The organism is Nocardia sp. NPDC003269 (genome assembly GCF_042888005.1).
In the GTDB taxonomy this organism is placed as follows: Bacteria; Actinomycetota; Actinomycetes; order Mycobacteriales; family Mycobacteriaceae; genus Nocardia.
Genome location: NZ_JBIAPA010000001.1, coordinates 1792104 through 1816272, shown reverse-complemented (window position 1 = coordinate 1816272; position 24169 = coordinate 1792104). Strand labels below are relative to the sequence as shown.

Annotated in this window: 27 protein-coding genes; 13 read left to right on the top strand and 14 right to left on the bottom strand. The window is 69.9% G+C overall.

The genetic code is table 11. The features are described 5' to 3' along the window. Positions 1 to 331: 331 nt before the first annotated feature. Together ACFYWJ_RS08455 and ACFYWJ_RS08450 are read right to left on the bottom strand one after the other, a co-directional pair. The gene (locus tag ACFYWJ_RS08455; RefSeq protein WP_355274058.1) at positions 332 to 1354 is read right to left on the bottom strand and encodes an alpha/beta hydrolase family protein; all 1023 of its coding nucleotides are present in this window, start codon (positions 1352 to 1354) and stop codon (positions 332 to 334) included. Positions 1355 to 1482: 128 nt separating this feature from the next. Beyond that, positions 1483 to 2307, bottom strand: a complete 825-nt coding sequence (locus tag ACFYWJ_RS08450) for an alpha/beta hydrolase (RefSeq protein WP_355274060.1) — start codon at positions 2305 to 2307, stop codon at positions 1483 to 1485. 81 nt (positions 2308 to 2388) lie between these two features. On the opposite strand from ACFYWJ_RS08450, the gene ACFYWJ_RS08445 reads away from it, so the two are divergent. The 3 genes from ACFYWJ_RS08445 to ACFYWJ_RS08435 all read left to right on the top strand — a co-directional run bounded on the left by ACFYWJ_RS08445 (position 2389) and on the right by ACFYWJ_RS08435 (position 3966). Next, positions 2389 to 3123 (top strand): SDR family NAD(P)-dependent oxidoreductase, encoded by a 735-nt coding sequence (locus ACFYWJ_RS08445; protein WP_355274063.1) that lies wholly within the window; start codon positions 2389 to 2391, stop codon positions 3121 to 3123. Positions 3124 to 3312: 189 nt separating this feature from the next. After that, positions 3313 to 3768: a large conductance mechanosensitive channel protein MscL gene (gene mscL, locus ACFYWJ_RS08440; protein WP_378823972.1), complete on the top strand. Its 456-nt coding sequence runs from the start codon at positions 3313 to 3315 to the stop codon at positions 3766 to 3768. A gap of 15 nt (positions 3769 to 3783) precedes the next feature. Continuing rightward, on the top strand, positions 3784 to 3966 hold the full coding sequence (locus ACFYWJ_RS08435; protein WP_355274065.1) for a DUF1737 domain-containing protein: 183 nt from the start codon (positions 3784 to 3786) through the stop codon (positions 3964 to 3966). Here the strand turns inward: ACFYWJ_RS08435 and ACFYWJ_RS08430 are convergent. Together ACFYWJ_RS08430 and ACFYWJ_RS08425 are read right to left on the bottom strand one after the other, a co-directional pair. Then, positions 3963 to 5402 (bottom strand): DHA2 family efflux MFS transporter permease subunit, encoded by a 1440-nt coding sequence (locus ACFYWJ_RS08430; protein ID WP_355274068.1) that lies wholly within the window; start codon positions 5400 to 5402, stop codon positions 3963 to 3965. The genes ACFYWJ_RS08435 and ACFYWJ_RS08430 overlap by 4 nt on opposite strands. A 5-nt stretch (positions 5403 to 5407) precedes the next feature. Next, positions 5408 to 6010, bottom strand: coding sequence for an NAD(P)H-dependent oxidoreductase (locus tag ACFYWJ_RS08425; RefSeq protein ID WP_355274071.1), 603 nt, complete (start codon positions 6008 to 6010; stop codon positions 5408 to 5410). A 178-nt stretch (positions 6011 to 6188) separates the two neighbouring features. Here ACFYWJ_RS08425 and ACFYWJ_RS08420 point away from each other — a divergent pair, with 178 nt between their 5' ends. Then, positions 6189 to 7547: an MFS transporter gene (locus ACFYWJ_RS08420; RefSeq protein WP_355274074.1), complete on the top strand. Its 1359-nt coding sequence runs from the start codon at positions 6189 to 6191 to the stop codon at positions 7545 to 7547. 88 nt (positions 7548 to 7635) lie between these two features. On the opposite strand, the gene ACFYWJ_RS08415 is transcribed toward ACFYWJ_RS08420, so the two are convergent. After that, positions 7636 to 8814, bottom strand: a complete 1179-nt coding sequence (locus ACFYWJ_RS08415) for an Ig-like domain-containing protein (protein ID WP_355274077.1) — start codon at positions 8812 to 8814, stop codon at positions 7636 to 7638. 163 nt (positions 8815 to 8977) lie between these two features. Continuing rightward, complete coding sequence (locus ACFYWJ_RS08410; protein WP_387161188.1) at positions 8978 to 10111, bottom strand: UDP-N-acetylmuramate dehydrogenase; 1134 nt, start codon at positions 10109 to 10111, stop codon at positions 8978 to 8980. On the opposite strand from ACFYWJ_RS08410, the gene ACFYWJ_RS08405 reads away from it, so the two are divergent. The 3 genes from ACFYWJ_RS08405 to ACFYWJ_RS08395 are packed head-to-tail and all read left to right on the top strand — an operon-like array spanning position 10110 to position 12007. Beyond that, the gene (locus ACFYWJ_RS08405; RefSeq protein WP_355274080.1) at positions 10110 to 10595 is read left to right on the top strand and encodes a DUF2505 domain-containing protein; all 486 of its coding nucleotides are present in this window, start codon (positions 10110 to 10112) and stop codon (positions 10593 to 10595) included. The two genes, ACFYWJ_RS08410 and ACFYWJ_RS08405, sit on opposite strands and share 2 nt — an antisense overlap. Before the next feature lie 58 nt (positions 10596 to 10653). After that, positions 10654 to 11181, top strand: coding sequence for a DUF2505 domain-containing protein (locus tag ACFYWJ_RS08400; RefSeq protein WP_355274083.1), 528 nt, complete (start codon positions 10654 to 10656; stop codon positions 11179 to 11181). A gap of 25 nt (positions 11182 to 11206) precedes the next feature. After that, positions 11207 to 12007 (top strand): class I SAM-dependent methyltransferase, encoded by an 801-nt coding sequence (locus ACFYWJ_RS08395; protein ID WP_355274086.1) that lies wholly within the window; start codon positions 11207 to 11209, stop codon positions 12005 to 12007. On the opposite strand, the gene ACFYWJ_RS08390 is transcribed toward ACFYWJ_RS08395, so the two are convergent. Further along, entirely contained in the window at positions 11993 to 12601 is a 609-nt protein-coding gene (locus tag ACFYWJ_RS08390; RefSeq protein WP_355274089.1) for a hypothetical protein, read from the bottom strand. The genes ACFYWJ_RS08395 and ACFYWJ_RS08390 overlap by 15 nt on opposite strands. 105 nt (positions 12602 to 12706) lie before the next feature. Here ACFYWJ_RS08390 and ACFYWJ_RS08385 point away from each other — a divergent pair, with 105 nt between their 5' ends. After that, positions 12707 to 13441, top strand: a complete 735-nt coding sequence (locus ACFYWJ_RS08385; RefSeq protein ID WP_355274092.1) for a DUF2993 domain-containing protein — start codon at positions 12707 to 12709, stop codon at positions 13439 to 13441. Between the two features lie 5 nt (positions 13442 to 13446). Here the strand turns inward: ACFYWJ_RS08385 and deoC are convergent, their stop codons facing one another. Next, positions 13447 to 14118: a deoxyribose-phosphate aldolase gene (gene deoC / locus ACFYWJ_RS08380; RefSeq protein WP_355274095.1), complete on the bottom strand. Its 672-nt coding sequence runs from the start codon at positions 14116 to 14118 to the stop codon at positions 13447 to 13449. A gap of 143 nt (positions 14119 to 14261) precedes the next feature. Between deoC and ACFYWJ_RS08375 the strand changes: the two genes are divergently transcribed. Continuing rightward, the gene (locus ACFYWJ_RS08375; RefSeq protein ID WP_355274098.1) at positions 14262 to 14789 is read left to right on the top strand and encodes an N-acetyltransferase; all 528 of its coding nucleotides are present in this window, start codon (positions 14262 to 14264) and stop codon (positions 14787 to 14789) included. Between the two features lie 3 nt (positions 14790 to 14792). Here the strand turns inward: ACFYWJ_RS08375 and purU are convergent, their stop codons facing one another. The 6 genes from purU to ACFYWJ_RS08345 form a co-directional block, all read right to left on the bottom strand. After that, complete coding sequence (gene purU, locus ACFYWJ_RS08370) at positions 14793 to 15683, bottom strand: formyltetrahydrofolate deformylase (RefSeq protein ID WP_355274101.1); 891 nt, start codon at positions 15681 to 15683, stop codon at positions 14793 to 14795. Positions 15684 to 15703: 20 nt separating this feature from the next. Beyond that, positions 15704 to 16756: an alpha/beta hydrolase gene (locus ACFYWJ_RS08365; protein WP_355274103.1), complete on the bottom strand. Its 1053-nt coding sequence runs from the start codon at positions 16754 to 16756 to the stop codon at positions 15704 to 15706. A gap of 90 nt (positions 16757 to 16846) precedes the next feature. Next, a complete protein-coding gene (locus ACFYWJ_RS08360) occupies positions 16847 to 17140 on the bottom strand; it encodes a DUF2516 family protein (protein ID WP_342800085.1) in 294 nt (97 codons plus the stop codon). Between the two features lie 73 nt (positions 17141 to 17213). Next, positions 17214 to 17867 carry a heparin-binding hemagglutinin gene (locus tag ACFYWJ_RS08355; RefSeq protein WP_355274105.1) on the bottom strand — a complete coding sequence of 218 codons (654 nt, stop codon included), beginning with the start codon at positions 17865 to 17867 and terminating at the stop codon, positions 17214 to 17216. Continuing rightward, positions 17867 to 18313 (bottom strand): helix-turn-helix domain-containing protein, encoded by a 447-nt coding sequence (locus ACFYWJ_RS08350; protein WP_071932013.1) that lies wholly within the window; start codon positions 18311 to 18313, stop codon positions 17867 to 17869. Before ACFYWJ_RS08350 ends, ACFYWJ_RS08355 begins: the two co-directional genes overlap by 1 nt. 94 nt (positions 18314 to 18407) lie before the next feature. Continuing rightward, entirely contained in the window at positions 18408 to 19739 is a 1332-nt protein-coding gene (locus ACFYWJ_RS08345) for a DUF445 family protein (protein ID WP_355274107.1), read from the bottom strand. A 107-nt stretch (positions 19740 to 19846) separates the two neighbouring features. Between ACFYWJ_RS08345 and ACFYWJ_RS08340 the strand changes: the two genes are divergently transcribed. The 4 genes from ACFYWJ_RS08340 (at position 19847) to ACFYWJ_RS08325 (ending at position 24137) form a co-directional block, all read left to right on the top strand. Further along, the gene (locus ACFYWJ_RS08340; protein ID WP_355274109.1) at positions 19847 to 20674 is read left to right on the top strand and encodes a TetR/AcrR family transcriptional regulator; all 828 of its coding nucleotides are present in this window, start codon (positions 19847 to 19849) and stop codon (positions 20672 to 20674) included. A gap of 159 nt (positions 20675 to 20833) precedes the next feature. Then, complete coding sequence (locus ACFYWJ_RS08335) at positions 20834 to 22252, top strand: AarF/UbiB family protein (RefSeq protein ID WP_355274112.1); 1419 nt, start codon at positions 20834 to 20836, stop codon at positions 22250 to 22252. Next, positions 22249 to 23508, top strand: coding sequence for a saccharopine dehydrogenase NADP-binding domain-containing protein (locus ACFYWJ_RS08330; protein WP_355274113.1), 1260 nt, complete (start codon positions 22249 to 22251; stop codon positions 23506 to 23508). Before ACFYWJ_RS08335 ends, ACFYWJ_RS08330 begins: the two co-directional genes overlap by 4 nt. After that, entirely contained in the window at positions 23505 to 24137 is a 633-nt protein-coding gene (locus ACFYWJ_RS08325; protein ID WP_355274115.1) for a class I SAM-dependent methyltransferase, read from the top strand. Before ACFYWJ_RS08330 ends, ACFYWJ_RS08325 begins: the two co-directional genes overlap by 4 nt. Positions 24138 to 24169 lie beyond the last annotated feature (32 nt).

Sequence of the window (24169 nt, the reverse complement as noted above, 5' to 3'; positions counted from 1 at the left end):
CCGAACCCACTTCCTCTGCGATCAAACGGCATTCCCGAACGCTACACACGAATTCACCGAAACATTGTGACGATTACCAGAAGATTTATCGGCGCCCTGTGTGTTCGAACTCCTTAGGCCCGAAGCACAATCACAGTCGTATCACATCGGCGTCCGACACCAACCCGACCTGCTGAAACATTGCCGATGACCTGCGCCGAAACCGTTCCCATAGAGCGCAATATTGCGAACCCAGCGGACAGCCGGAATCGCCTCGCATTTGCTGTGAAAAGACTCACCGGACTCTTTTCCGAGGACCGGTGAGCACGCGATCCGGCAGCAAATATCCGATTCAGCCGACGCGCAGGGCGCGGGCGAACAGCGGCCAGGAGCGATGCAGGTCGTCGGTCCAGTAGCCCCAGGAGTGGGTTCCGTTGGGGCGCAGGTCGACCGTGGCGGGGATGCCGAGTTCGCCGAAGCGGACGGCCAATTGGCGCGTGCACAGGCCGGTGACCGCGTCGAGCGCGCCGCCGACGAGCAACTGATCGATCAGCTTCATGGTGTCGCCGCCGATGCCGGGGCCCGCGGTGGTGTCGAGGTCGCCGGGCAGGCCGGTGCCGGAGGCCACGTAGATGGCCAGGCCGCGCAGCCGATCCGCGTGCAGGAAGGGATCATTGGCGGCCCAGAGCGGGTCGCCGGGTTGTCCCCACATGTTCACCGGGTCACCGTTCTGGCCGGAGACGACGGTATTGACGATGGCGTGCCCCTGCGGACCGCTGGTGGAGACGCAGCCGCTGTAACTGCCGACGGCGCGGTAGAGCTGGGGCGCGGCGAGGGCCAGCTGGAAGGCCGCGGTGCCCGCCATCGAGACACCGGCGATGGCATTGGCTCCGGTGCCGTGGAATTCGGCGTCGATCACGCGCGGGAGTTCGCGGGTGAGGAAGGTCGTCCAGCGCTGGCGACCGAGCACCGGATCGTCGGCGCGCCAGTCGGCGTAGTAGCTGCCGGCGCCGCCGATCGGCATCACCACGGTGACCTGCTTGTCGGCGAAGAACTGTTCGGAGTCGGTGCGGGTCAGCCAGTTTCCGCCGTCGCGCCAGTCACCGGTGGTGCTGCCGCCGTCGACCCCGTTGAGCAGGTACAGGACCGGCGCCGACGAGGCCCGGTCGGCGGCGGGCAGCACGGCGACGTGCACCGGCTTGCCCATCGCCCCCGAGTAGACGACCAGGTCGACGACCCGCCCCTGCCCCGGCGTCGCCGAGATCAGCCGCGCGGCATCGATGCCGCGCGGATCGGGCGGCGCCGCGCCGGCGACCGCTTGGGCGCAGACCAGCCCCGCGACGAGAAGCAACCCACACCGTGCCAGGACGCTCATGCGTCACCTCCCTGCCCGGCCGAGAACGAGACCGTGCGAGAGAGGTTAGGCAGGTCAGGCTGCCCGCACCCGCATTTCTGAAACATTGATAGTTCACAGCAAGAAAGGCGCGGTGCGGGCGCCGGAACTCAGTCCAGCGCGTCGATGAACGCGCTGACCTCGGCGAAGAAGCGCGGCCGGTCCTCGATGAAGAGCCCGTGCTGGGCGCCCTCCCAGAGCGAGATGCTGGCGTTAGGGGCATTGTCGGCGATGTACTGCCCGTTGGCCGCGGGCACCACCGGGTCCTCGGTGCCGTGCAGGACCAGGACCGGGATGTCGAGGCCGCGCAGGGTGCCGGTGTTGTCGACGGTGCGGTAGAACAGCGCCTTGCGGACCGAGGGCGGGGTGGCCAGGCTGATGCCGAACAGCCGCTGAGCATCGACGCCCTTGTCCGCGCCGGGACCGGTATTGGCATTGCCGAACACCGAGAAACCCCGCACCGCGCGACCGGCCGCCTCGTCGAAGACACCCGGAATCGCCTTCTCCATGGCCGAGCCGGGCGCCGCGCCGGGCACCTTCGGGCCGATACCGGCCTGCGACCCGCAGTAGACGGCCGCGGCGACGGCGGCGCTGCCGTGCGTGGCGAGGTAGTCGGTGGCGACGATGCCGCCGTAGGACCAGCCCAGCAACACCGCGCCCGATTCGATGCCCTCGGCCGCCAGCACGGCGGCGACATCGCCCGCCCACGCCTTGGGATCGTCGTAGCCCGCGCCCGGATCGTCGGAGTAACCGTGCCCGCGCAGGTCGACGGCGATGACCCGGTAGCGCTGGGCCAGATCGTCGGCGGCCCCGCCCCAGCAGCGCAGATTGCCCGCCCAGCCGTGCAGCAGCACCAGCGGCCTGCCGGTCTCCGGGCCGCTCACCCGGTAGACGATCCTGGTTCCGTCGGCACTGACAGCATCACGAATAGCCATGCCGACAGGCTAACGCCGGTACACATCACGGTGATCCCAGCCATGGCGACGGCGAATCCACGGCGAATAGGATCAATCCACATGAGCACTCGCACCGCCGTCGTCACCGGAGCCAGCTCGGGAATCGGTGAAGCCACCGCCCGGGAACTCGCCAAGCAGGGCTACCACGTCTACGTGGGTGCCCGGCGGTTCGATCGGGTGCGGCGCCTCGCCGAGGAGATCGGCGGCACCGCCGTCGAGCTGGATGTCACCGTCGAGGAGTCGGTGCGCGCGTTCACCGATTCGATCGACCGGGTCGACGTGCTGGTCAACAACGCGGGCGGCGCCAAGGGCCTGGCCACGGTCGCCGAGGCCGACCTCGACGACTGGCGCTGGATGTGGGAGACCAACGTCCTGGGCACCCTGCGCCTGACCAAGGCGCTGCTGCCGAAACTCGTCGACTCCGGCGACGGCCTGATCGTCACCATCACCTCCATCGCCGCCTTCCACGCCTACCCGAACGGCGCCGGCTACACCTCGGCCAAGCACGCCCAGGCCGTGCTGCACCGCACCCTGCGCGACGAGCTGCTCGGGCAGCCGGTGCGGCTGACCGAGATCGCGCCCGGCGCGGTGGAGACCGAGTTCTCCCTGGTCCGCTTCGACGGCGACGCCGAGCGCGCCGCCAAGGTCTACCAGGGCATCGATCCGCTCTACGCCCAGGACATCGCCGAGATCGTCGGCTTCGTCGCGAGCAGGCCCGCGCACGTGAACCTCGACACCATCGTCGTCAAGCCCCGTGACCAGGCGGGCCCCGGCAGCTTCGCGCGACGCTCCTGACCTGCGGCGTTCAATCCCCGGACCGGGCAACCGAATCCGGGGACCAGCGCTGCCCGAGTGGCGGCCCGGCCCGTCGGGGCCGATACTGCCCAGGACCGGCCGACGGCATAGCTACGAATTCGCTACCAGTTGGGGCGGTCGCTAGCATCACCACGTTTGCCGATAGCCAGTCTTAGGAGTGCTCCACCGATGCGCAGTATCAAGTCCGTGTTCGACGGGTTCAAAGACTTCCTGATGCGCGGAAACGTCATCGACCTCGCGGTCGCGGTGGTCATGGGCACCGCCTTCACCGCCGTCGTCACCTCGTTCACCAAGGGCATCGTCAACCCGCTGCTCGCGGTGTTCGGCTCGTCGAACGAGCTGGGCCTGGGCGTCCAGCTGATCGCCGACAAGCCGGCCACCTTCATCGCGCTCGGCCCGATCATCACCGCGTTCATCGACTTCTTCATGGTCGCCGCGGTGCTGTACTTCGTGCTGATGCTCCCGATGAAGTCGCTGAAGAACCGCTTCGGCACCACCAAGGCGGCCGAGCCCACCGAGACCGAGCTGCTCATCGAGATCCGCGACCTGCTGGCCAAGCAGCAGGGGCTCAGCACCGATCAGACCGAGACGCTGAGCAAGGAACGCGCGAGCGAGTCCGCCTAGCGGATAATCGCCCGCATGAGCGAACCACCGGACGGGCTACCGATCTACCGCGTGCTGACCGGCCCGGACGACGAGACGTTCTGCCGCCGGGTGAGCGCGGCGCTGGCCCTCGGCTACGAACTGCACGAGGGCCCCGCCGTCACCTTCAACGGCACGAACGTCATCGTCGCCCAGGCGGTGGTGTGGCCGACCGGCTAGCGACGCGGCAGCAGTAGCGCCGGGATCATCGCCAGCGCGATCATGACCGGGGCGATCCAGTAGGTGTGCTGGAAAGCCTCGGCCAGGGCCGGGGCCAGCTCGGCGCGTTCGACCTGGTCCATGCCGTGCAGGGCCTGGAGCCCGCCGGTCACCGGGAGCAGCGCGCCCAGCGTCACCGAGCTCACCGCGGTGCCGACCGCCATGGCCGTGGTGCTGATCATGTTCAGCACCGTCGACCCGGCCGGCTGCTGTTCCCGGCTCAGCGGCCGGGTGGCGGTGGTGATCACCGGCATCATGGTGCCGCCGCCACCGGCGCCCATCAGCAGCATGGTCAGGCCGAGCGCCCAGTACGGCGCGTCCGCGTCGAGCTGGAGCACGAACAGCACGAAACCGGTGAGCGCCACCGTGATCGACACCGGCAGGTAGCGACCGGGCGGAATCCGATCGATCAACCGGCCCGCCACCTGCATGGTGGCGCCCGACGCCAGCGCGAACGGAATCCCGAGCGCGCCCGCCACCAGTGCCGATTCACCGCGAACCACCTGGAAGTACAGCGGCAGCAACAGCATCGAACCGAAGTAGCCGCTCGCGAACAGCGCGAGCAGGGTCGCGGAGATCCCGGTCGTGCGGTTGCCCAGGACCCGCAGATCCAGCAGCGGCACCGGCGTGCTCAGCGAGCGCAGCACGAACGCGACGATGAGCCCGGCGCCCGCCAGCAGCGGCACCAGCACCGACGCCGAGACGAAACCGGCGTTCTCCCCCGCGGCGGTCACGCCGTAGATCACCAGCGCCAGGCCCGGCGACATCAGCAGCAGGCCGATCACGTCGAGCGGCCGCGGCGGCTCCGGCGCGTCGTCGGGCACCACCCGGGCCGCCAGCACCAGCACCAGCGCGCCCAGCGGCAGGTTCAGGAAGAACATCCAGCGCCAGGACACCTCGTCGATGAGGTAGCCGCCGATCACCGGACCCAGCAGCGGGCCGACCAGGATCGCCAGGCCGAGCGTGCTCATCAGGCGCCCCAGCCGCTCCGGTCCGGCCGCGCGCAGCAGAATCGTCATCGCGACCGGCATCAGCAGGCCGCCGCTCGCGCCCTGCACCAGCCGGAACGCGATGAGCGACTCGATGTTCCAGGCCAGCCCCGCCAGGACCGAGCCGACCGCGAACGCGGCGATCGCCGTCAGATACAGCCGCTTGGCGCCGAAGCGGCCGACCAGCCAGGCCGAGGTCGGCACCACGGCGCCGAGGGCGAGCGAGTAGCCGGTGGCCACCCACTGGATCGTGCTCAGTCCCGCGTCGAATTCGACGGAGAGTTTGTTGATGGCGACGTTGACGATCGTCTGATCGAGCGTCGCCATGATCATGCCGACCACCAGCACCAGCGCGATGCGCATGGGGTCGCGGGCGACGGGCGGGGTGGTCGCGGTCCTGGTCAGCACGGCGATCACTTCCCGTAGGGGCGGACGGCGCGGGCGGCGCGCAGGGCTTCGGCCCACCAGATCAGCTGGTCGAGCAGGACCGCGGCGGCGGCTTCGGCGGCGTCCGGGTCGGTCAGCGCGCCCGCGTCGTCGAATCTGCCCCAGGGATGGGGCAGGGCGACCGAGTCGCGGACGGTGACCGCGTGCAGTTCGGCGAAGACCGGGCGCAGGTGTTCCACGGCCCGCAGCCCACCGGAGATGCCGCCGTAGGAGACGAAGCCGACCGGTTTCGCCTGCCACTCGGTGTGGTGGGTGTCGATCAGGTTCTTGAGGGTGCCCGGGTAGCTGTGGTTGTACTCGGGTGTCACCACGACGAAGGCGTCGGCGCGGGCGAGCTTGCCGGTGGCCTCGGCCACGGACGGATGCTCGGCGGTGGCGCCGAAGGCACTGGGCAGTTCGACCCGACCGGTGTCGACCACGTCGACCTCGATCGTGTCGCGCAGCGAGGCCAGCCGGACGAACCAGTCGGCGACCGTGGGACCGAAGCGCCCCTCCCTGGTGCTGCCGATGACGACGACGACCCGCAGCGGGCGAATGGCGGTGCGGGCGTGCTCAACCGTGGCGCTCATGTGTTCCTCCGACTCAGGTGGCGGCCGCGTGGCCGCCGCTGCGCACAACGGTGCTACCTCAACTTCCCTTCAGGTCAAGCGGAGACTTTCCACCCCTTGACCGGAATACCCCCCATGGGTATATAGTTGCATCAGTACGCAGATAACAGACCATGCATGTCCGGGAGGGACGACCGTCATGACCACCTCACTGTTCGCCCACCGGGACTACCGCCTGCTGTTCACGGCGCAGGTCGCGGCCCTGTTCGGGACCGGGCTCACCACGGTCGCCCTCGGCCTGCTCGCCTACGAGCTGGCGGGCGGCGACGCCGCGATCGTGCTCGGCACCGCGCTGACGCTGAAGATGGTCGCCTACGTCATCGTCGCCCCGATCGCGGGCGCCTACGCGGGGCTCCTACCGCGCAGGCAATTCCTGATGGCGCTCAACGGCATTCGCGGCGGCATCGTGCTGGCGCTGCCGTTCGTCGACCAGATCTGGCAGATCTACGTGCTGATCACCCTGTTGCAGATCGCCTCGGCCGCCTACACCCCCACCTACCAGGCCGTGCTGCCGGACATCCTGCCCGACGAGCGCGACTACACGAAGGCGCTCTCGGCCGCCCAGCTGGCCGCGACCATGGAAACCCTGCTCAGCCCGATGCTGGCGGCGCTGGCGCTGAGCGTGATCAGCTTTCACTGGCTGTTCGTCGGCACCGGTATCGGCTTCGCGGTCTCGGTCGCCCTGGTGCTGGCGGCGCGCATCCCGAACGCGGTGGTGGGCGACGGCGCGATCGGGCAGCGGCTCGCCGCAGGCCTGCGGCTGTTCGCGGCGACCCCGCGACTGCGCGGCCTGCTCGGCCTGAACCTGGTGGTCGCGGCCGCGGGCTCGGTGGTCATGGTCAACACCGTCAACTACGCCCGCGACGTGCTCGGCGGCGACCAGTCCGGCGTCGCGCTGCTGCTGGCCGCCAACGGCTTCGGCACGATGCTCGTCGCGCTGACCCTGCCCAAGATCCTGGACCGGCGCGGTGAACGTCCGGTGATGCTCACCGGCGCGGCCGTGCTGGTCACCGGCCTGGTCGCCGCGATCACGCTGTCTACCACGGGCATCGGCGACTGGAGCTGGGCCGCCGCCCTGGCCACCTGGGCAACCATCGGCGTCGGCACCGCCCTGGTCCTCACGCCAACGGGCCGCGTCCTGCGCCGCTCGGCCCGGCCCGAGGATCGCCCGGCGATCTTCGCCGCCCAGTTCTCGCTGTCGCACCTCGCCTGGTTGATCACCTACCCGATCACCGGCTGGCTGGCCACCACCGCCGGCTTCACCACCACCTGGGTCACCCTGTCGGTCATCGCCGCCCTCGGCGCCATCGCGGCGATCCGGCTGTGGCCCCGCCAGGATCCCACCGAGATCACCCACATCCACGAGCTCGGCACCGTCGACCCGGCCATCCTCACCGACGCCGTCGAGATCACCCCCGGCCGCTACCAGCACACCCACTCATACGTGATCGACCGCAACCACCCCCGCTGGCCCAGCCGCACCCCGGCCCTGGTGTGACGAAACACCGGCAGAACAGCGCACCCCGCACGCGTTCAGCGTGCGGGGTGCGTCGGCATCCGGGCCATGGCGAAGTCCGGTACTCGCGCTAGCGTGGCCCGGCGGCCGATCCACCCGACGAGGAACCGGCGGGCAACGCCGACATGGACTGCCAGGTCGGCCAGTCGATGGCCCAGTCGTAGATGTCGCCGTCAGCCTGGGAGAGCTCGATGGAGGTGCCGGTGACCTCGACAGGGTCGCCGTAGCGGGCGGTCGGGAAGTAGGCCTGGGCGTCGGCGGGTGAGAGGTTGATGCAGCCGTTGGTCACGTTGGACGAGCCCTGGGCGGACAGGGATTCCGGATTGGCGTGGATGAATTCGCCGTTGTTGGAGATCCGGACGGCCCAGCGCTCGCGAACGTTGGTGTAGTACGGCGGATTCGACATCATGAAGTCCTCGTACTTCTCGGTGACCACGTGGGTGCCCGAGCGGGTGACGTTGCGCGGCTCGTTGCCCTCGCCGTAGGACACGGCGAAGTCGAAGACGGTGAGGCCGTCGCGGACCACCTGCATGCGATGGCTCGGGGCGTTGGCGATGACGATCTGGCTGCGGCCGATCGTGAAGTCGGAGGTGAGATCGGAGTCGCCGTACGCGCCTCCGCCGAGGTCGACGCCGTACAGCTTGGCCGCGACGTGCACGGTGGTGCCGGGGGTCCAGTAGTTCTTCGGCCGCCAGTGCACCCGCGAACCGCCGTCGTCGGGCAGCCACGCCCACGAGCCCTCGGTGCCCGGATCGGTGGTGACGGTGAGCGCCTTCTCCACCGCGGCCTTGTTCGTCACCGGGCCGGTGAACTTGATGATGATCGGGGCGGCGATGCCGACCTCCTGGCCGTCACCGATATTGATCGTGGCCGGGATCGTCGACTTCGGTGTCAGCGTGCGGAAGGTGCCGTCGATCGGGACCGGCTTGCCGTCGGTGCCGATCGCGGTGCCGGTCCAGGTGTAGGTGGCGTCGTAGCCGAGCGGCTCGGTGACCTGGTAGCTCGCGCGATCGGGGCCGAAGGTGCCCGCGACCTGCTTGCCGTTGGCGTTGGTGAGCGCGATCTGGTCGATCCGGCCGCCGTCGACCGTCACCGACACGGGGGTGACCGGCGCGACATCGGTCGCCCCCGCCGCCGGCGTCATGGTGACCCGCGCGACCGGCCCCGCCTGCGCGGCGTCGCCGCCGGACCGGTCGATCGTGCAGCCGGTCAGCACGACCAGCGCCGCCAGCAAGATCACCGCAACCACGGGGCGCCCGCGCCGAACACCCACGCCACCGCTGTCGGCGGCCAACGCGCGCCGGACATGCCGAACTGCCGTCCCGCGCGCACGCAACGAGGCGGTTACCGAAGGTTTGCTCACGGCATCGAATGTACGCCGGGCTACCGACCGCGCCGCGGCGCCGCCGGGCTCAGAGGGTGAGGCCGACCGTCACCGGCTCCGGTTCCAGCGTCACGCCGAAACGGTCCTCGACGCCGGCGCGGACCGTGCGGGCCAGCGCGACGATGTCGGCGGCGGTGGCCGCGCCGCGGTTGGTCAGCGCGAGGGTGTGCTTGGTCGAGAGCCGGGCCGCGGCCTGCTCGCCGGGGAAGCCCTTGGCGAATCCGGCGCGTTCGATCAGCCAGCCCGCCGAGAGCTTGGTGCCGTCGGGCGCGGGGTAGGTCGGCACCGATACTTCGCCGAGGTGCGCGGTGATGGCCGCTATGACCTGCGGCAACCGGTCCTCGGCCACGACGGGGTTGGTGAAGAACGAGCCGGCGCTCCAGGTGTCGTGGTCGGCGGAGTCGAGCACCATGCCCTTGCCCGCGCGCAGCCGCAGCACCTCCGCGCGCACCGCCGCGGCCGGGCGGGACTCCCCGTCGCCCGCGCCGAGCACCTTGGCGAGTTCGCCGTAGCGCAGCGGCGCGCTCAGCCCGGACGGGTCGAGCCCGAATTCCACCGCCAGCACCACCGCGGCGTCGCTGTGCTTGAGCACGCTGGTCCGGTAGGCGAAGCCGAGTTCGCCCGGCTCGGCCCAGCGGACCTCGCCGGTCGCGCGATCGAGCAGCCGCACCCGGCGCAGCAGCGTGGACACCTCGGCGCCGTACGCGCCGACGTTCTGCACCGGCGTCGCCCCGGCCGAGCCGGGAATCCCCGACAGGCATTCCAGTCCGCCCAGGCCGGCCGCCACCGTCGCCGCGACGACCTCGTCCCAGTTGGCGCCCGCCTCCGCGAACACACTGTCGGCACCGATCCGCACGCCGGTGGTCGCCACCCGGACGACGACCCCGTCGAAGCCGGCGTCGTCGATGAGCAGGTTCGACCCACCCGCGATCAGCAGCACCCGGATACCGGCCGTGTCCAGCGCCGACACCGTGGCGATCAGCGCCTCCGTGGTGCCGCACTCGGCGACCAGCGCCGGCCCGCCGACCCGCAGGGTGGTCAGTTCGGACAAACGCACCGATTCCCGCACCACCGCGCCGGTATCGGCGAGGAGGTCACGCACCTGATCGGCGGACACCACCTGTGTTGTTCCCACGTTTGAAGACGGTAGCCTGTCGCGCATGGCTACACCTCTGGCGTACACGGCTCGCTACACCAAGCCGGTCGCGGCCGTGCGCGCGGCGTTCTCCGACGAGCAGTACTGGAAGGCCCGTATCGAAGAGGTCGGCGGACCCGGCGCCCGGCTGGATTCCTTCAGTGGCACGGGTGACCAGGTGCGCGTGCAGATGGTCCAGTCGATCCCCGCCGATCAGCTGCCGCCCGCGATCACCGCGGTCCGCCCCGGCGACCTGGTGATTCCCCGCACCGAGAGCTACACCGGCACGACCGGCACCATCGAAGCCCACGTCGACGGCGCGCCCGCCAAGGTCAACGCCACCGTCACCCTGACCGACGAGGGCACCGGCTCGATCGCCACCATCAGCGGCACCATCGAGGTGAAGATCCCGCTGTTCGGCGGCAAGATCGAGGCCGCGATCTCCGAGCACCTGCTCGAGCTGCTGAGCAACGAGGCCGGCTTCACCGAGCAGTGGCTCGCCACCCACTGACCCGCACAGCCACCGGTCCGGGGCGCCCGCGTCGAGCGCCCCGGTAACGTGTCCCCTCATGGCACGTCGACTTGACTACTCCGCCCGCTACCCGCTGCACACCACCGAAGAGCTCTACGCGGCGCTGCAGAGCAGGGAATACTGGGAAGCGCGCGTCGCCGAGATGCGGAAGTACTCCCCGCACAACGAGGTGATCAGCCACGAGGTGAGCGACTCCGGCATCGAGGTGGTGCTGGCGCACACGCTGCCGCGCGAGATGCTCCCCGAGATCGCCCAGACGGTGATGCGCAAGGACATGGTCATCACCCGCAAGGAGAGCTGGGGCCGGTTCGACCACGACGAGACCGAGGGCCGCTTCTCCGCGTCCATCCCGGCCGGTCCGGGCAGTCTCACCGGTGACATCCGGCTGTTCCCCACCGAGACCGGCGCCACCATGCGCTTCTCCCCCACCGCCAAGGTGTTCATCCCGATGGTCGGCCCGCGCCTGGAGCAGCTGATGCTGGTGAACCTGGTCGACCTGTTCCGGGCCGAGCAGGAGGAGACCTCGCGCTGGCTGGAAGAGGCCGCCGCGAAGAAGTCGGTCTGACCCACCCGCAGGAGAGACGACCGCCGTGGACCGCAAACGACCGGCACCGGTCGGCACGATCACCCGCGGCACCACCGGCGTCAACCGCCTGCGCCGCAGCGACCGCTGGCTGACCAACGACGACCTGGTGACCGACCGCCTGCGCGCGGCCGCCGATCCGCTGGTCGTCGACCTCGGCTACGGCGCCGCGCCCTGGACGACGTTCGAACTGGCGGCCCGGCTGCGCACCGTCCGCCCCGATCTGCGGGTGGTCGGGCTCGAGATCGACCCGGCCCGGGTCGTCGACGGCCGCGACGGCGTGCGCTTCGCCCGCGGCGGCTTCGAGCTGGCCGGGCTGCACCCGGTGCTGGTTCGCGCGTTCAACGTGCTGCGCCAGTACCCGGAGGACGCCGTGCCCGACGCCTGGGCGCGGATCCGGTCGAACCTCGCGCCCGGCGGCCTGTTCGTCGACGGCACCTGCGACGAGCTCGGCCGCCGCTGCGCCTGGGTGCTGCTCGACCGGCAGCGTCCGCTGTCGCTGACGCTGGCCTGGGATCCGTTCACCGTCGAGCGCCCGTCCGATATCGCCGAGCGACTCCCGAAAGTGCTGATCCACCGCAACATTCCGGGCGAACCGGTGCACGCGCTGCTCACCGCGGCCGACCGCGCCTGGGACCGCGTGGCGGCGCTGGCACCGTACGGGCCGCGCGTCCGCTGGCGTGGCGCCGCGGAGCTGTTGCGCGAGAGCGGGTTTCCGGTGCGCGCGTACCGGCGGCGGATGCGCGACAACGTGCTGTCGGTGCCGTGGCCGGTGGTCGCGCCGAACGGCTGGTCAGACGCCGGTTAACGCCCGGCGCACCCGGGCGGCCGCGCGCGGGGCGAGTTGCTGTCCACCCCACCAGATCTCGTCGATGTCGCAGCGGTGGATGGCGATCGCGTCGGCCACCACCTCGTCCAGCGCCGACTGCGAGATCTCGGTCTCGGCCAGATCGAGCACGGTGCGCACCGGCGTGGTGACCAGGAACGGCCCGGCCGATTCGACATCGGGCCCGTCCAGCTTGCGCCGGGTGAGCACCAGGCGCGGTGTCACCGGCGGGCGCCCCGCCGACACCGACAGATGCAGGAACCGCGGCTGCAAGCGGCCGATCCCGTGCAGTTCGGCCGCGCTCTGATACGACACCGCCGCGGCGCCGTCGAACCAGGCCGCCCACATCGCGTACTCGTCGAGCGGTCCGGCCCGCCACTGCGCCAGCCGCATCATGCCGACGCCGGCCCTGGTCACCGATCCGTCGCCGAGCGCCGCTCTGACCTGCAGTTCACAGCCGGTTCGCAATACCTGACGGGTCGTGAAGAAGCCCGCGTGCCGACCGGCGAGCCGCCGCAGCACACGCCACCGATGATCCGCCGTCCCCTGCACCCGGCGCACACCCTCGCCAGTCATGGATCAAGGCTACGCCCGGTGAAGTGCTCCAGGTCACACTTTGCTGCGAAGGCTTTCACGCCCTCCTCAGAGCAGACACAGAAAGATCCGGAAGAATCCGATGCCATGACCACGCAGACACCCCAACGCCCCAAGGTAGGTCGGCGCACGCTGGTGATCGCCTTGGTCGTGGTCGCCGCGCTGCTGGTGGCCGCGATCGTGGGCACCGAAGCCTATGCCCGCCATCAGATCTCGCGCTGCATCAGCAGCTCGTTCGAGCAGCAGATGGGCTCGAGCATCGACGTGGGCTTCGGCCCGAAGCCGATGCTGCTCACCTACCTCGACGGCAAGGTCGGCTCGGTCACCATCGACAGCGAGGACAACAAGTTCGGTCCCGCGGTCGGCATGGTGGTGCACGCGGAGTTCGACGACATCGAGCTCACCGACCGCGGTCGCGGCGGCGGCACCATCGGCAGCTCCTCGGCCGAGGTGACCTGGAACAACGACGGCATCCAGCAGACCCTCGGCGGCATGGTCAGCGGCGTGACCTCCTCGCGCACCACCGGCGTGCTCACCCTCGACGTGATCGGCGGCCTGGCCCAGCTGCAGGTGCAGCCGATGGTCCGCGACGGCAATGTCGTGGTGGAGACCAAGTCGGCGCAGCTGCTCGGCATCGGCCTGCCCACCGACCTGGTGCAGGGCATCGTCGAGACCTTCACGCAGAGCCTGCAGAGCTACCCGCTCGGCCTGCGCGCGCAGGAGGTGCGGGTCACCGACGACGGCGTCACCGTGCTGCTCGCGGGCGGCAAGACCACGCTCGAGTCCGCGCCGAGCGGTCAGCAGGCCGAATTCACCTGCTGATGGCGTCAGCCGGGGAAACCGTCGAGCACCGCGGCGGACTTGGACAGCCCGAGCCGGGTGGCGCCCGCCGCGATCATCGCGGCCGCGTCCTCGGCGGTGCGGATACCGCCACTGGCCTTGACCCCGAGCCGGCCGCCGACGGTCTCGGCCATCAGCCGCACCGCGTGCACGCTGGCCCCGCCCGCCGGGTGGAAACCGGTGGAGGTCTTCACGAAATCGGCGCCGCCCTCCTCGGCGGCCCGGCACGCGCCGACGATCGCCTCGTCGGTGAGCGCGGCCGATTCGATGATCACCTTGAGCACGGCGCCGCGATCGGTGGTCGCCTCGCGCACCGTGATGACGTCGGTGAGCACGGCGTTGAAGTCACCTGCCAGCGCGGCGCCGACGTCGATGACCATGTCGACCTCGGCCGCACCCTGCTCGACCGCGAAGCGCGCTTCAGCACCCTTGACGAGCGAGTGGTGCTTGCCGGACGGGAAGCCGGCGACGGTCGCCACGACCAGCCCGGGCGCCCGCACCGGCAGCATCGAGGGCGACACGCAGATCGCGTACACACCGAGCGTGCGCGCCTCGGCGATCAGCTCCTCGACCTGGGCCGGAGTGGCTTCGGGGGCGAGCAGGGTGTGATCGATCATCGCGGCAACGTCGGCCCGGGTCAGCGGTGTCGAGACGGTCATGGACTCGAGCATGACACACCGCAACACGGCGGCCGCCGCGCAGGCCGCCACGTAAACAGCGTTGCGCGGGTCTACCCAAATCCGGGAGACTTAAGCGTGGCGGTTTTCGACCGGCGCCGGCCGCCGAGGATACGGAGACGATTGTGCTGATCCGTCGAGAGACCCCTGCGGACGCCGCGGCCATCGCCGCCATCCACCGCGACGCCTTCACCCCCCACTACGCCGACGACCCGTCGATCACCGAACCACCCGAGGTGGCACTGGTCGACGCGCTGCGCACCGACGAATCGTGGATGCCGACGCTGTCACTGGTCGCCCTCGAATACGAGACGGTCGTCGGGCACCTGTGCCTCACCAGGGCCGGGATCGGCCCGTTCCCGGTGCTCGCGCTCGGCCCGCTCGGCGTCGATCCCGACCATCAGAAGACCGGGGTCGGTTCGGCGCTGATGCACGCCGCGCTCGGCGCGGCCGACGCGCTCGACGAATCGGTGGTCGGCCTGGTCGGCAATCCCGACTACTACGCCCGCTTCGGATTCGTGCCCGGCGCCCGGCTCGGCATCGTGCCGGACGAGGCCGACTGGGCCGAGTTCTTCCAGGTGCGCCCGCTGACGGCCTACGACCCGGCCGTCACCGGCGAATTCCGCTACCCGGCACCGTTCTACGACCTCTGAGGACTACTCGAAGACGACCGTGCGGCGGCCGTGCACGAGCACCCGGCCCTCCAGATGCCAGCGCAGGCCGCGGGCCAGCACGACCCGCTCGATATCGCGGCCCTGCCGCACCATGTCGCGCACGTCGTCGGCGTGGTCGACCCGGATGACGTCCTGCTCGATGATCGGCCCCGCGTCCAGCTCGGCCGTGACGTAGTGGCAGGTCGCGCCGATCAGCTTCACGCCGCGGGCGTAGGCCTGGTGATACGGGCGCGCGCCGACGAACGACGGCAGGAAGCTGTGGTGGATGTTGATCGCCCGGCCCGCCCAGTGCTCGCACAGCTCGGCGGGCAGCACCTGCATGAAGCGCGCGAGCACGACGGCGTGCGGATCGTGCCCGTCGACGAGGTCGCGGACCTGCTCGAAGGCCGGGCCGCGCTCGGCCGGGTCCTTCGGGAACGGCACGTAGTGGAACTTCACGCCGTGCGCCTCGGTCATCCCGGCCAGGTCGGGGTGGTTGCCGATGACGGCCTCGATGGTGGCGGGCAGCTCGCCCGCGGCCGCGCGGCCGAGCAGGTCGTGCAGGCAGTGGCCGTCCTTGCTGACCAGCAGCACCGCCCGTCGCGGCGCCCCGGAGTCGTGCAGCTGCCACTCGGTCTCCGGACCGAACTCCGCGGCCACCTCGGCGAAGCGGGCGCGCAGTTCGTCGATGCCGAACGGCACCGTCGCGGCCTTGACCGCCTGCCGGGTGAAGAACCAGCCGATGTCACCGTCGGAGTGGTAGCCGGCCTCCACGATCGAGCCGCCGAATTCGGCGATGAACGAGGAGATCCGGGCGATGATGCCCGGCCGGTCCGGGCAGCCGAGGGTCAGCACGAACCGGCGGTCATCCGAGGTCACAGGGGCAGAACTCATCCGCCCATCCTCGCAGGCCCTCAGGCCAGCGCGCGCACAGGCTCACGCACGGCGGCCAGCACGCCGCGCAGCTCGGCGTTGAACAGGTCGTAGCGCTCGACATTGCCGAGGTGCCCGGTGGGGAGCACCGTGAACCCGGCGAGGTTGCCCGACTCGCGCAGCAACTCGGCCAGCCGCTCGGCGTGCAGGGCCGGGGTCATGTCGTCGCGATCGCCCGCCAGCACCGTGGTCGGCACGCTGAAGTTGCGCGCGGCGTCGCCCAGATGCAGCTCGGCGAGCAGCAGGCCGTAGCGCGACCGGGTCATCATCGGGCACCCGCGCACCACCGACAGCGCGTAGTTCAGCTTCTCGGCCGTGGTGTCCAGCGTCATCACCTGACGGGCGAAGATCCAGCGCACCGGCTTGATCGGCGGGAAGACGACCGGCGTGCCGAGGATGAGCCTGCCGAGCCAGTCCGGGGTCGGCATCTGGCGGCCGCCCAGGATCCGCAGCGGCTTGTTCAGCCCGGGGACCATGGTCGAGACCTCGACCAGCGAGTGCGCGCCGGTATTGGTGAGCACGACGGCGTCGGCCTGCTCGGCGACCCGCTCGGGGTAGCGGCCCGCCCAGGCGATGAGCGTCATGCCGCCCATGCTGTGGCCGACCAGGACCGCGCGCTGACCGGGCAGCAGGACCGCGTCGAGCACATCGCACAGGTCGTCGGCGAGCAGATCGGTGCTCGGGCGCGCGTAGCCGTTGGTGCTCTCACCGTGGCCGCGCTGGTCGTAGGCGACCACGCGGTACTCGCCGGCGAAGGCGTTGATCTGGGCGTTCCAGTATTCGATCGAGCAGGTCCAGCCATGCGCGAACACGATGACCGGCGCGTCGACGGGCCCGTAGGCGTGCACCCGCAGCCGGGCGCCGTCGGCGGTGACCACGGGGATCACCTCGGCGGGCACGGTCGGCGGATCGAACGCCGCGATCCCGTGGGTTCGGGTCCGCAGATCGGCCCGGTGGGCCGCCAGGGCGGTCTTGACCACGAGGGACGCGGAATCGACCAGGTTCAGCAGAGCCGTCGGCAGCTTTGCGCGCATCGGCACACTCCTTTGTGTTACTGCCAGATACAGTAACACCGCGTACCGCTTACCCGCGAGAGATCCGCGCCGGAAATCCGGCGCGCGTCGTCACCAGCGCGGGCCGCGCTGCACCTCGTCGACCTTGGGGCGCACATCCGCGAGGTAGACACCCGTCGCGATGATCGCGATGAACGAGGTCAGCATGCCGAAGCCGGCGATGCCGAGCAGCAGGAAGACCAGCGCGCCCGCGAGGATCGCCAGCCAGATCGGCTTGGTCATCTTGTCGACCGCCGTGAAGGCGTCCGCGCGCTGCCGCACGGCGTGGATCAGCGCGAAGACCGTCGCGCCGAAGGCCGCCACCCACAGGGCCAGCAGGATCAGCGACGTCAGACCGTTCACCATGTTCACTCCCCCATCATACGAACAGCGGCCCCGCTCACCACTGGTGCGCGGGGCCGCTGTTCGCGGTAGAAGATCAGGCCTTCTTGGGGGCGGCCTTCTTCGCGGGGGCCTTCTTGGCCGGGGCCTTCTTGGCGGCGGGCGCCTTGGCGGCCGCAGCCGGGGCGGGCTCCTCGGTGCTCACGGCGACGACCTCGGCGTCGACGACAGCCGCGACCTCGTCGGCGACGGTCTCGGCCTCGGCCTTGCCACGGCCCAGCAGGTCGGTGACCTTGGCGAGGGCATCCTCGGCGCGGGCGGAGGCGTCCTTGTACAGGCTCTCCACGCGGCCGATCTGCTCGTCGACGGCCTGGTTGGCGCGCAGCCGGTCGACGGTCTCCTCACCGCGGACGGCGAGGTCGGCGTAGATGTCGAGCGCCTGGCGGTAGTACTGCTCGGCCAGCTTGCGCAGCTCCTCCGGGGTGAACTTCTCGCGCAGGTCGGCGAGGTCCTCCGGCAGCTCCGACGGCAGGCCGGCGATGCGCTCGCGCAGGGTCTCGAACTGGGCCTGCACGTCGGCGGGCACGTTGGCGATGCGCTCACGGGCCTCGTCGACGCGGGCCTGGACGTCGGTGGCGCCGACGCGACCACGGACGTCGGCGACGACGTCGTTCACGGCGGTGTAGAGGGCGTCACCCGCGCCGACGGTGGCGAACAGCGGCTTGGTCACGGTAGCGGTCTTCTCGGTCATCAGTCTTCGTTCTCCTGGCGTGGCGGAGTGTCAGTTGTCGTGAACGAAACGTCGCTGTCCCGTTCGATCCCCCCTGAGCCGGTTTCTTCCCCGTTTTCCCGGCGAAACGACTCATAGATTTCCAGCAACACCTGTTTCTGCCGCTCGGTCACCGAAGTGTCCGCGAGCAGGGCGTCCCTGACCGGGCTGTGCGGACGCTGCTCGAGATATCCGGCCCGCACATACAACACCTCCGAGGACACCCGCAGCGCCTTGGCGATCTGCGCGAGTACTTCGGCGGAAGGGTTGCGCAATCCGCGTTCGATCTGGCTCAGGTACGGATTGCTCACCCCCGCCAGTGCGGCGAGCTGACGTAAGGACACCTGCGCTGCTTCACGCTGGGACCTGATGAACCCTCCGATGTCTTGTGCCGCGTGCGCTACACGTCCCTCGGGCTGGTCTGCCATCACTCACCTTCTGGCGGTTGTACGGTCAATACTAAATCAGGGTGCTAGCTATTGCAAGCACTTCTGTTAGCACAGGTTCGGCTAACGGTTCGGCTCAGTGGAACAACAACTGCGAGATCGTGTAGATGGCCAGGCCTGCCAGCGCGCCGACGACCGTTCCGTTGATCCTGATGAACTGCAGATCCCGGCCGACCTGCAGTTCGATCTTGCGGCTCGCCTCGTCGGCGTCCCAGCGCGCGACGGTGTCGGTCACCAGGGTCGTGATCTCGGCCGAGTAGTTACCGACCAGATAGCGGGCGCCGCGATCGATCCAGCCGTCCACCTTGCCGCGCATGGCCGGGTCGTCGCGCAAGCGTTCACCGAGCTGCTGCACATTCTCGGCCACCTTGCGGCGCAACGTGGAATCGGGGTCCTCGGCCGACTCCAGGATCAGCCGCTTGGCCGCGCGCCACGTCGCCTCGGCCATGCCGGTGATCTGCTCGCGGCCCATGATCTCGGCCTTGACCTTCTCCGCCTTGGCGATCATCGCGTCGTCGTGCTGCAGGTCGTCGGCGAAATCCTGGAGAAAGCGATCGGCGGCCTTGCGCAGTTCGTGGTCGGGATTCGAGCGCACCTTCCAGGTGAACTCGACCAGTTCCCGGTAGATCCGCTCGGACAGCAACGTGTTGACGAACTTCGGCGCCCACTGCGGCGCGTCCCGCAGCACGATCCGGTCGATCGTCTCCTGCGAACCCAGCGCCCACTGATGCGCGCGCTCGGCCAGCAGATCGATCAGCGGCAGCTGGCGATTGTCGGCGATCATCTCCGAGAGCACCCGGCCGATCGGCGGACCCCACAGCGGTTCGGCGATCCGCTTGACGATGGTGTTGTCGATGATCTGCTCGACGTCCTCGTCGCGCAGCACGCCGACCACCGCGGTCAGGATGGTCGCGCTCTCCTGCGCCACCCGCGCCGCGTGACCGGGGTCGGCCATCCAGGTCCCGACCCGCAGCGAGATCTGCGCCGAGTCCAGGCGCGCCGACACCACGTCCGGCGCGAGGAAGTTGGTGCCGACGAAGGCGCCCAGGCTCGACCCGAGCTGGTCCTTCTTCTTGCGGATGATCGCGGTGTGCGGGATCGGCAGCCCCAGCGGGTGCTTGAACAGCGCGGTGACCGCGAACCAGTCGGCCAGCGCGCCGACCATGCCCGCTTCGGCGGCGGCCCGCACATAGCCGACCCACTCACCACCGCCGCCGCGCGATTCGAGCCAGCGGCAGAACAGGTACACGACGCTGGCCACCACGAGGAATCCGGTGGCCAGCGCTTTCATCTTGAAGAGGTCACGTTTCTTGCCCGCCTCGTCGGTCATGACCGCGAAACCCGCTGGTCGCGCTGCGGGCTCGGTGCGCGGCGCGAGAACCGCCGTGTTGCCGGGAGCTTTCTCCATAGCCCCCATTCTGCTGTGCCCGTCGCGAGCGCGCCGCCGCGAACCCGCGTGGCGACCACAGAACCGCCCGGTTTGTCTTACGCGCGGGTAGACCAGCGGTGTGGTAAATGCCGCAACCTCGGCCAAACGAGCGCTACCCCACACCGGCGCGCCTAAGCTGTAGAACCAGAGACGCCACATCGATTAAGGGGGCTGTTCTGTCCACCGAAGACCTTGTCGAGATCGGCGAGCAGACCGGTCGCGCCACCGTACGCGGCGGCGGTCCTGTCGACGGCCGCAAACGGCGGTGGCGGCAGCACAAGATCGACCGGCGCGAAGAGCTGGTCGACGGCACGCTCAACGCCATCCGCGCGCGCGGCAGCCAGGCGGGCATGGACGAGATCGCCACCGAGATCGGCGTGTCCAAGACCGTCCTGTACCGCTATTTCGCCGACAAGAACGACCTCGTGCACGCCACCATGCAGCGGTTCATCGAGACCACGCTGCTGCCCCGCGTCTACGGCGCGATCAACCTCGACGCCGACGAGTACCAGCTGGTGCGCGCCGCGATGACCGAGTACGTCGGCACCGTCGACGACGACCCCGAGGTCTACCGGTTCATCATGAGCAACTCCGCGGGCGACAAGTCCTCGCTGGCGGAGTTCGAGCGGCTCTTCGCCGAGGTGGTCACGGCCGTGCTCGTCGACCGGGCCGGCGCCAAGGGCGTGCGCACCGACGGCGCCATGCTGTGGTCGTATGTGCTGGTCGGCGGCATCCAGCTGGCCACGCACTGGTGGACGACCACCGAGAAGGCGATGCCGCGCCAGGACGTCATCGACTACCTGACGATGATGGCGTGGTCGGCGATCGAGGGTGTCGCCAAGGCGGGCGGGTCGCCCGAGTACTTCACCTCGCAGAGCCACGAACTGCCCGAGATTCCCGTTCAGCCCTCCTGACCGGGCGATCCTCGCGTTCGCCGGAGCCGGGCTCGACATCGCGGCTCGGTTCGTTACGCTGAACCGAGCGGGGCGCTGTGGCTTGCGTCACCGCGGGTGGTCGCGCGCGCTGTATGGGCGGTGACCGCCCTGCGCGTCGGCACCAACGGAGGTACCTCGATGGCGAAAAACGTGCCGACATCCCGGCTTGCTCGCGGGACGAAGCTGGGGGCAGTAGCGGCGAGCTCGGTGATCCGCTCGAAGAAGACCAGGCTGTCCATGCGCGGGCGGTCCGAGGCCGTACGCGCCCGGATGGCCGAGGAATCGATGATCCGCACCACCGAGCAGGTGGTCATGGTGCTCGGCACCATGAAGGGCGTGGCCATGAAACTCGGCCAGATGATGTCGGTGCTCGACCTGGACCTGGTGCCGCCGGATCATCGCGACCGGTTCCAGCAGCGGCTGGCCGTGCTGCGCAACGCCGCCCCGACCGTCTCGTTCGAGGCGATGCGCGCGGTCGTCGAGGAGGACTTCGGCCGCCCGCTGCCCGAGGTGTTCGCCGAATTCGACCCAGAGCCGATCGCGGCCGCCTCGATCGGCCAGGTGTACCGGGCCACCCTGCACGACGGCCGGGCCGTCGCGGTGAAGGTCCAGTACCCCGGCGTCGACGTCGCGGTGCGCGCCGACCTGAAGAACCTGACCATGTTCCGCCGGGTGCTGGCCTCGGCGATGCCGTGGATCACCCCGGCCGTGCTCGACGAGCTGAAGCTCAACATGGAGGCCGAACTCGACTACGTGGCCGAGGCGGTCACCCAGTCCGAGATCGCGCACCTGTACCGCGACCACCCGTTCATCGTCGTCCCCGACGCGGTGCGCGAGCTCACCACCACCCGCGTGCTGGTCAGCGAGTTCATCGAGGGCACCGGCTTCGAGGACATCCGGAATCTGCCCGCCGCCGAGCGCGATCGGGTCGGCGAGATCATCTACCGCTTCTACGTCGGCTCGCTGTTCACCTTCAACGAGTTCTGCGGCGACCCGCATCCGGGCAATGTGCTGCTGGCCCGCGACGGCCGGGTGGCCTTCCTCGACTTCGGCCTGTTCAACCGCATGGACCCCAAGCTCGTGCACTTCGAGATCCTGTGCCTGCGCGCCGCCGCCGAGGACCGCGCGGAAGACCTGCGGCAGTTGATGATCGACCGTGGCGTGATCGATTCGCCGGACGAGATCGGCGCCGAGGAGTGTCTCGAGTACGTGCTCGCCGCCTCCGAATGGTGCCTGGTCGACGAGGAACTGACCATCACCCCCGAGCTCGCCAGCGGCGCGTTCCTGCTGGCCGTCGACCCGAGGGCCAGCGAGTTCACCGGCATGAAGCAGCAGAACCTGCCGCCGGAGCACCTGTTCTCCCGCCGGGCCGACTTCCTCACCTTCGGCATGCTCGGCCAGCTCGACAGCACCAACAACTGGCACCTGATCGCCCGGGAATGGCTCTACGACGAGCCGCCGGTCACCGAACTCGGTCTGGCCCACCGCGATTGGCTCGCCACCCATCCGCCGAAACCGACGAAGAAGCCGCGCGCCCGCAAGGCGAGCACTCGATGAAAGGCGCCCCTGTGCCGCAGTCCCGCGAATTCGACCTGATCCTGTTCGGCGCGACAGGTTTCGTCGGCAAACTCACCGCCGACTACCTGCTCACCGCCGCCCCCGCCGACGCCCGGATCGCGCTGGCGGGCCGCTCGGCCGACAAGCTCGCCGCCGTGCGCGCCGAACTCGGCCCCGCCGCGGCCGGGTGGGAACTGGTTCTCGCCGATTCGAACGATCCCGCCTCGCTCGCCGCGATGGCCGAGCGGACCAAGGTCGTGGTCACCACGGTCGGTCCGTACCTGCGCTACGGGCTGCCGCTGCTCGGCGCGTGCGCCACCGCGGGCACCCACTACGCCGACCTCACCGGTGAGCCGCTGTTCATCCACGACGCGATCGAGCAGTTCGAGCAGGCCGCAGTGGATTCCGGCGCCAAGATCGTGAATTCCTGTGGCTACGACTCGATTCCGTCGGACCTGAGCGTCTACGAGCTCTACCGCGCCACCGTCGCCGACGACACCGGCGAACTGGAGGACACCACCCTGGTGGCCTACCTCAAGGGTGGGATGAGCGGCGGCACCATCGATTCCGGCCGCGCCATGATGGAGGACATCGCCGCCGATTCCGGCCGCGGCAAGATCCTCGCGCACCCGTACTCGCTGAGCCCCGATCGCTCGATGGAGCCCGATGTGGGCCGGCAGTCCGATCAGGCGCTGGCCCGCGCCGACAGCATCGATCCGAGCCTGGACGGCTGGGTCACCACGTTCATCATGGCCTCGCACAACACCAAGGTCGTACGCCGCACCAACGGCCTGCTCGGCTGGGCCTACGGCAAGCAGTTCCGCTACCGCGAGGTGATGAACGCGGGCCGCTCGGCGGCGGCGCCGCTGGTGGCGGCGGGTATCGCGGGCGGCATCGTGGCGGGCATGGCCTCGGGCGCGGTGCTCTCGCGGGTCTCGTTCGGCCGCAAGCTGCTCGACCGGATCCTGCCCAAGCCGGGCACCGGCCCCAGCGAAAAGGCCCGCCTCAGTGGCTGGTTCACCATGAAGACCTTCGCCCGCACCAGCTCCGGCGCCAAGTACCAGGCCACCTTCTCCGGCACCGGCGACCCCGGCTACCAGGCCACCGCCGTGCTGCTCGGCCAGGCGGGCCTGAGCCTGGCCTTCGACGAACTCCCGCCGCGCGCCGGCATTCTCACCCCGGCCTCGGCCATGGGCGAAGCACTCACCGAGCGGCTGCGCGGCGCCGGCATGACCATCGAGGTCGCGCGGCAGTGAACCTCGCGCGCAAGACCATGAACGCGCCCGCGCTGGCCGCGGTCTACGAGCACGCGTGGCGACCCACGCTGTTCTACCTCGCCAGCGGCCGCACCACCGGCAGCGATCGGCGCGAGGCCGTCGACACGCTGCGGCTCGGCGGCGGTAAGAAGGTGCTCGACCTCGCCTGCGGCCCCGGCAATTTCACCCGGTACCTGAGCGAGTTCCTGGCCGGTGACGGCTTCGTCACCGGCCTGGACTACTCCGAGCCGATGCTGGCCAAGGCCGCCGCCGACAACGCGGGCCCCCGGGTCGGCTACGTCCGCGGTGACGCGCGGGTGCTGCCCTTCGCCGACGGAACCTTCGACGCCGTCTGCTGTTTCGGCGCGCTGTACCTGATCCCGGATCCGATCGCGGCCACCCGCGAGATGATCCGGGTGCTCGCGCCGGGCGGCCGGATCGCGATCACCACCAGCTACCGCGAGGACAACCTGTTCGGCCGGGCCAGCACCATGGCCGCGGGCCTGAGCGGGCTGCGGCTGTTCGACCGCGACACCTTCCCGCGCCTGTTCGCCGAGGCCGGGCTGGTCGAAATCGACCAGCGCGTGCACCGTTTCATGCAATACGTCGACGCCACCCGGCCCGCCTGACCTTTTCCCGGGTTGCCCGGCGGTAGCCTTCG

Excerpts from the sequence above, each read along its gene's own strand:
- ACFYWJ_RS08455 (WP_355274058.1), bottom strand. The coding sequence starts at position 1,354 with ATGAGCGTCCTGGCACGGTGTGGGTTGCTTCTCGTCGCGGGGCTGGTC.
- ACFYWJ_RS08450 (WP_355274060.1), bottom strand. The coding sequence starts at position 2,307 with ATGGCTATTCGTGATGCTGTCAGTGCCGACGGAACCAGGATCGTCTAC.
- ACFYWJ_RS08445 (WP_355274063.1), top strand. The coding sequence starts at position 2,389 with ATGAGCACTCGCACCGCCGTCGTCACCGGAGCCAGCTCGGGAATCGGT.
- mscL (WP_378823972.1), top strand. The coding sequence starts at position 3,313 with ATGCGCAGTATCAAGTCCGTGTTCGACGGGTTCAAAGACTTCCTGATG.
- ACFYWJ_RS08435 (WP_355274065.1), top strand. The coding sequence starts at position 3,784 with ATGAGCGAACCACCGGACGGGCTACCGATCTACCGCGTGCTGACCGGC.
- ACFYWJ_RS08425 (WP_355274071.1), bottom strand. The coding sequence starts at position 6,010 with ATGAGCGCCACGGTTGAGCACGCCCGCACCGCCATTCGCCCGCTGCGG.
- ACFYWJ_RS08420 (WP_355274074.1), top strand. The coding sequence starts at position 6,189 with ATGACCACCTCACTGTTCGCCCACCGGGACTACCGCCTGCTGTTCACG.
- ACFYWJ_RS08405 (WP_355274080.1), top strand. The coding sequence starts at position 10,110 with ATGGCTACACCTCTGGCGTACACGGCTCGCTACACCAAGCCGGTCGCG.
- ACFYWJ_RS08410 (WP_387161188.1), bottom strand. The coding sequence starts at position 10,111 with ATGCGCGACAGGCTACCGTCTTCAAACGTGGGAACAACACAGGTGGTG.
- ACFYWJ_RS08400 (WP_355274083.1), top strand. The coding sequence starts at position 10,654 with ATGGCACGTCGACTTGACTACTCCGCCCGCTACCCGCTGCACACCACC.
- ACFYWJ_RS08390 (WP_355274089.1), bottom strand. The coding sequence starts at position 12,601 with ATGACTGGCGAGGGTGTGCGCCGGGTGCAGGGGACGGCGGATCATCGG.
- ACFYWJ_RS08385 (WP_355274092.1), top strand. The coding sequence starts at position 12,707 with ATGACCACGCAGACACCCCAACGCCCCAAGGTAGGTCGGCGCACGCTG.
- deoC (WP_355274095.1), bottom strand. The coding sequence starts at position 14,118 with ATGACCGTCTCGACACCGCTGACCCGGGCCGACGTTGCCGCGATGATC.
- purU (WP_355274101.1), bottom strand. The coding sequence starts at position 15,683 with ATGAGTTCTGCCCCTGTGACCTCGGATGACCGCCGGTTCGTGCTGACC.
- ACFYWJ_RS08365 (WP_355274103.1), bottom strand. The coding sequence starts at position 16,756 with ATGCGCGCAAAGCTGCCGACGGCTCTGCTGAACCTGGTCGATTCCGCG.
- ACFYWJ_RS08360 (WP_342800085.1), bottom strand. The coding sequence starts at position 17,140 with ATGGTGAACGGTCTGACGTCGCTGATCCTGCTGGCCCTGTGGGTGGCG.
- ACFYWJ_RS08355 (WP_355274105.1), bottom strand. The coding sequence starts at position 17,867 with ATGACCGAGAAGACCGCTACCGTGACCAAGCCGCTGTTCGCCACCGTC.
- ACFYWJ_RS08350 (WP_071932013.1), bottom strand. The coding sequence starts at position 18,313 with ATGGCAGACCAGCCCGAGGGACGTGTAGCGCACGCGGCACAAGACATC.
- ACFYWJ_RS08345 (WP_355274107.1), bottom strand. The coding sequence starts at position 19,739 with ATGGAGAAAGCTCCCGGCAACACGGCGGTTCTCGCGCCGCGCACCGAG.
- ACFYWJ_RS08340 (WP_355274109.1), top strand. The coding sequence starts at position 19,847 with ATGCCGCAACCTCGGCCAAACGAGCGCTACCCCACACCGGCGCGCCTA.
- ACFYWJ_RS08335 (WP_355274112.1), top strand. The coding sequence starts at position 20,834 with ATGGCGAAAAACGTGCCGACATCCCGGCTTGCTCGCGGGACGAAGCTG.
- ACFYWJ_RS08330 (WP_355274113.1), top strand. The coding sequence starts at position 22,249 with ATGAAAGGCGCCCCTGTGCCGCAGTCCCGCGAATTCGACCTGATCCTG.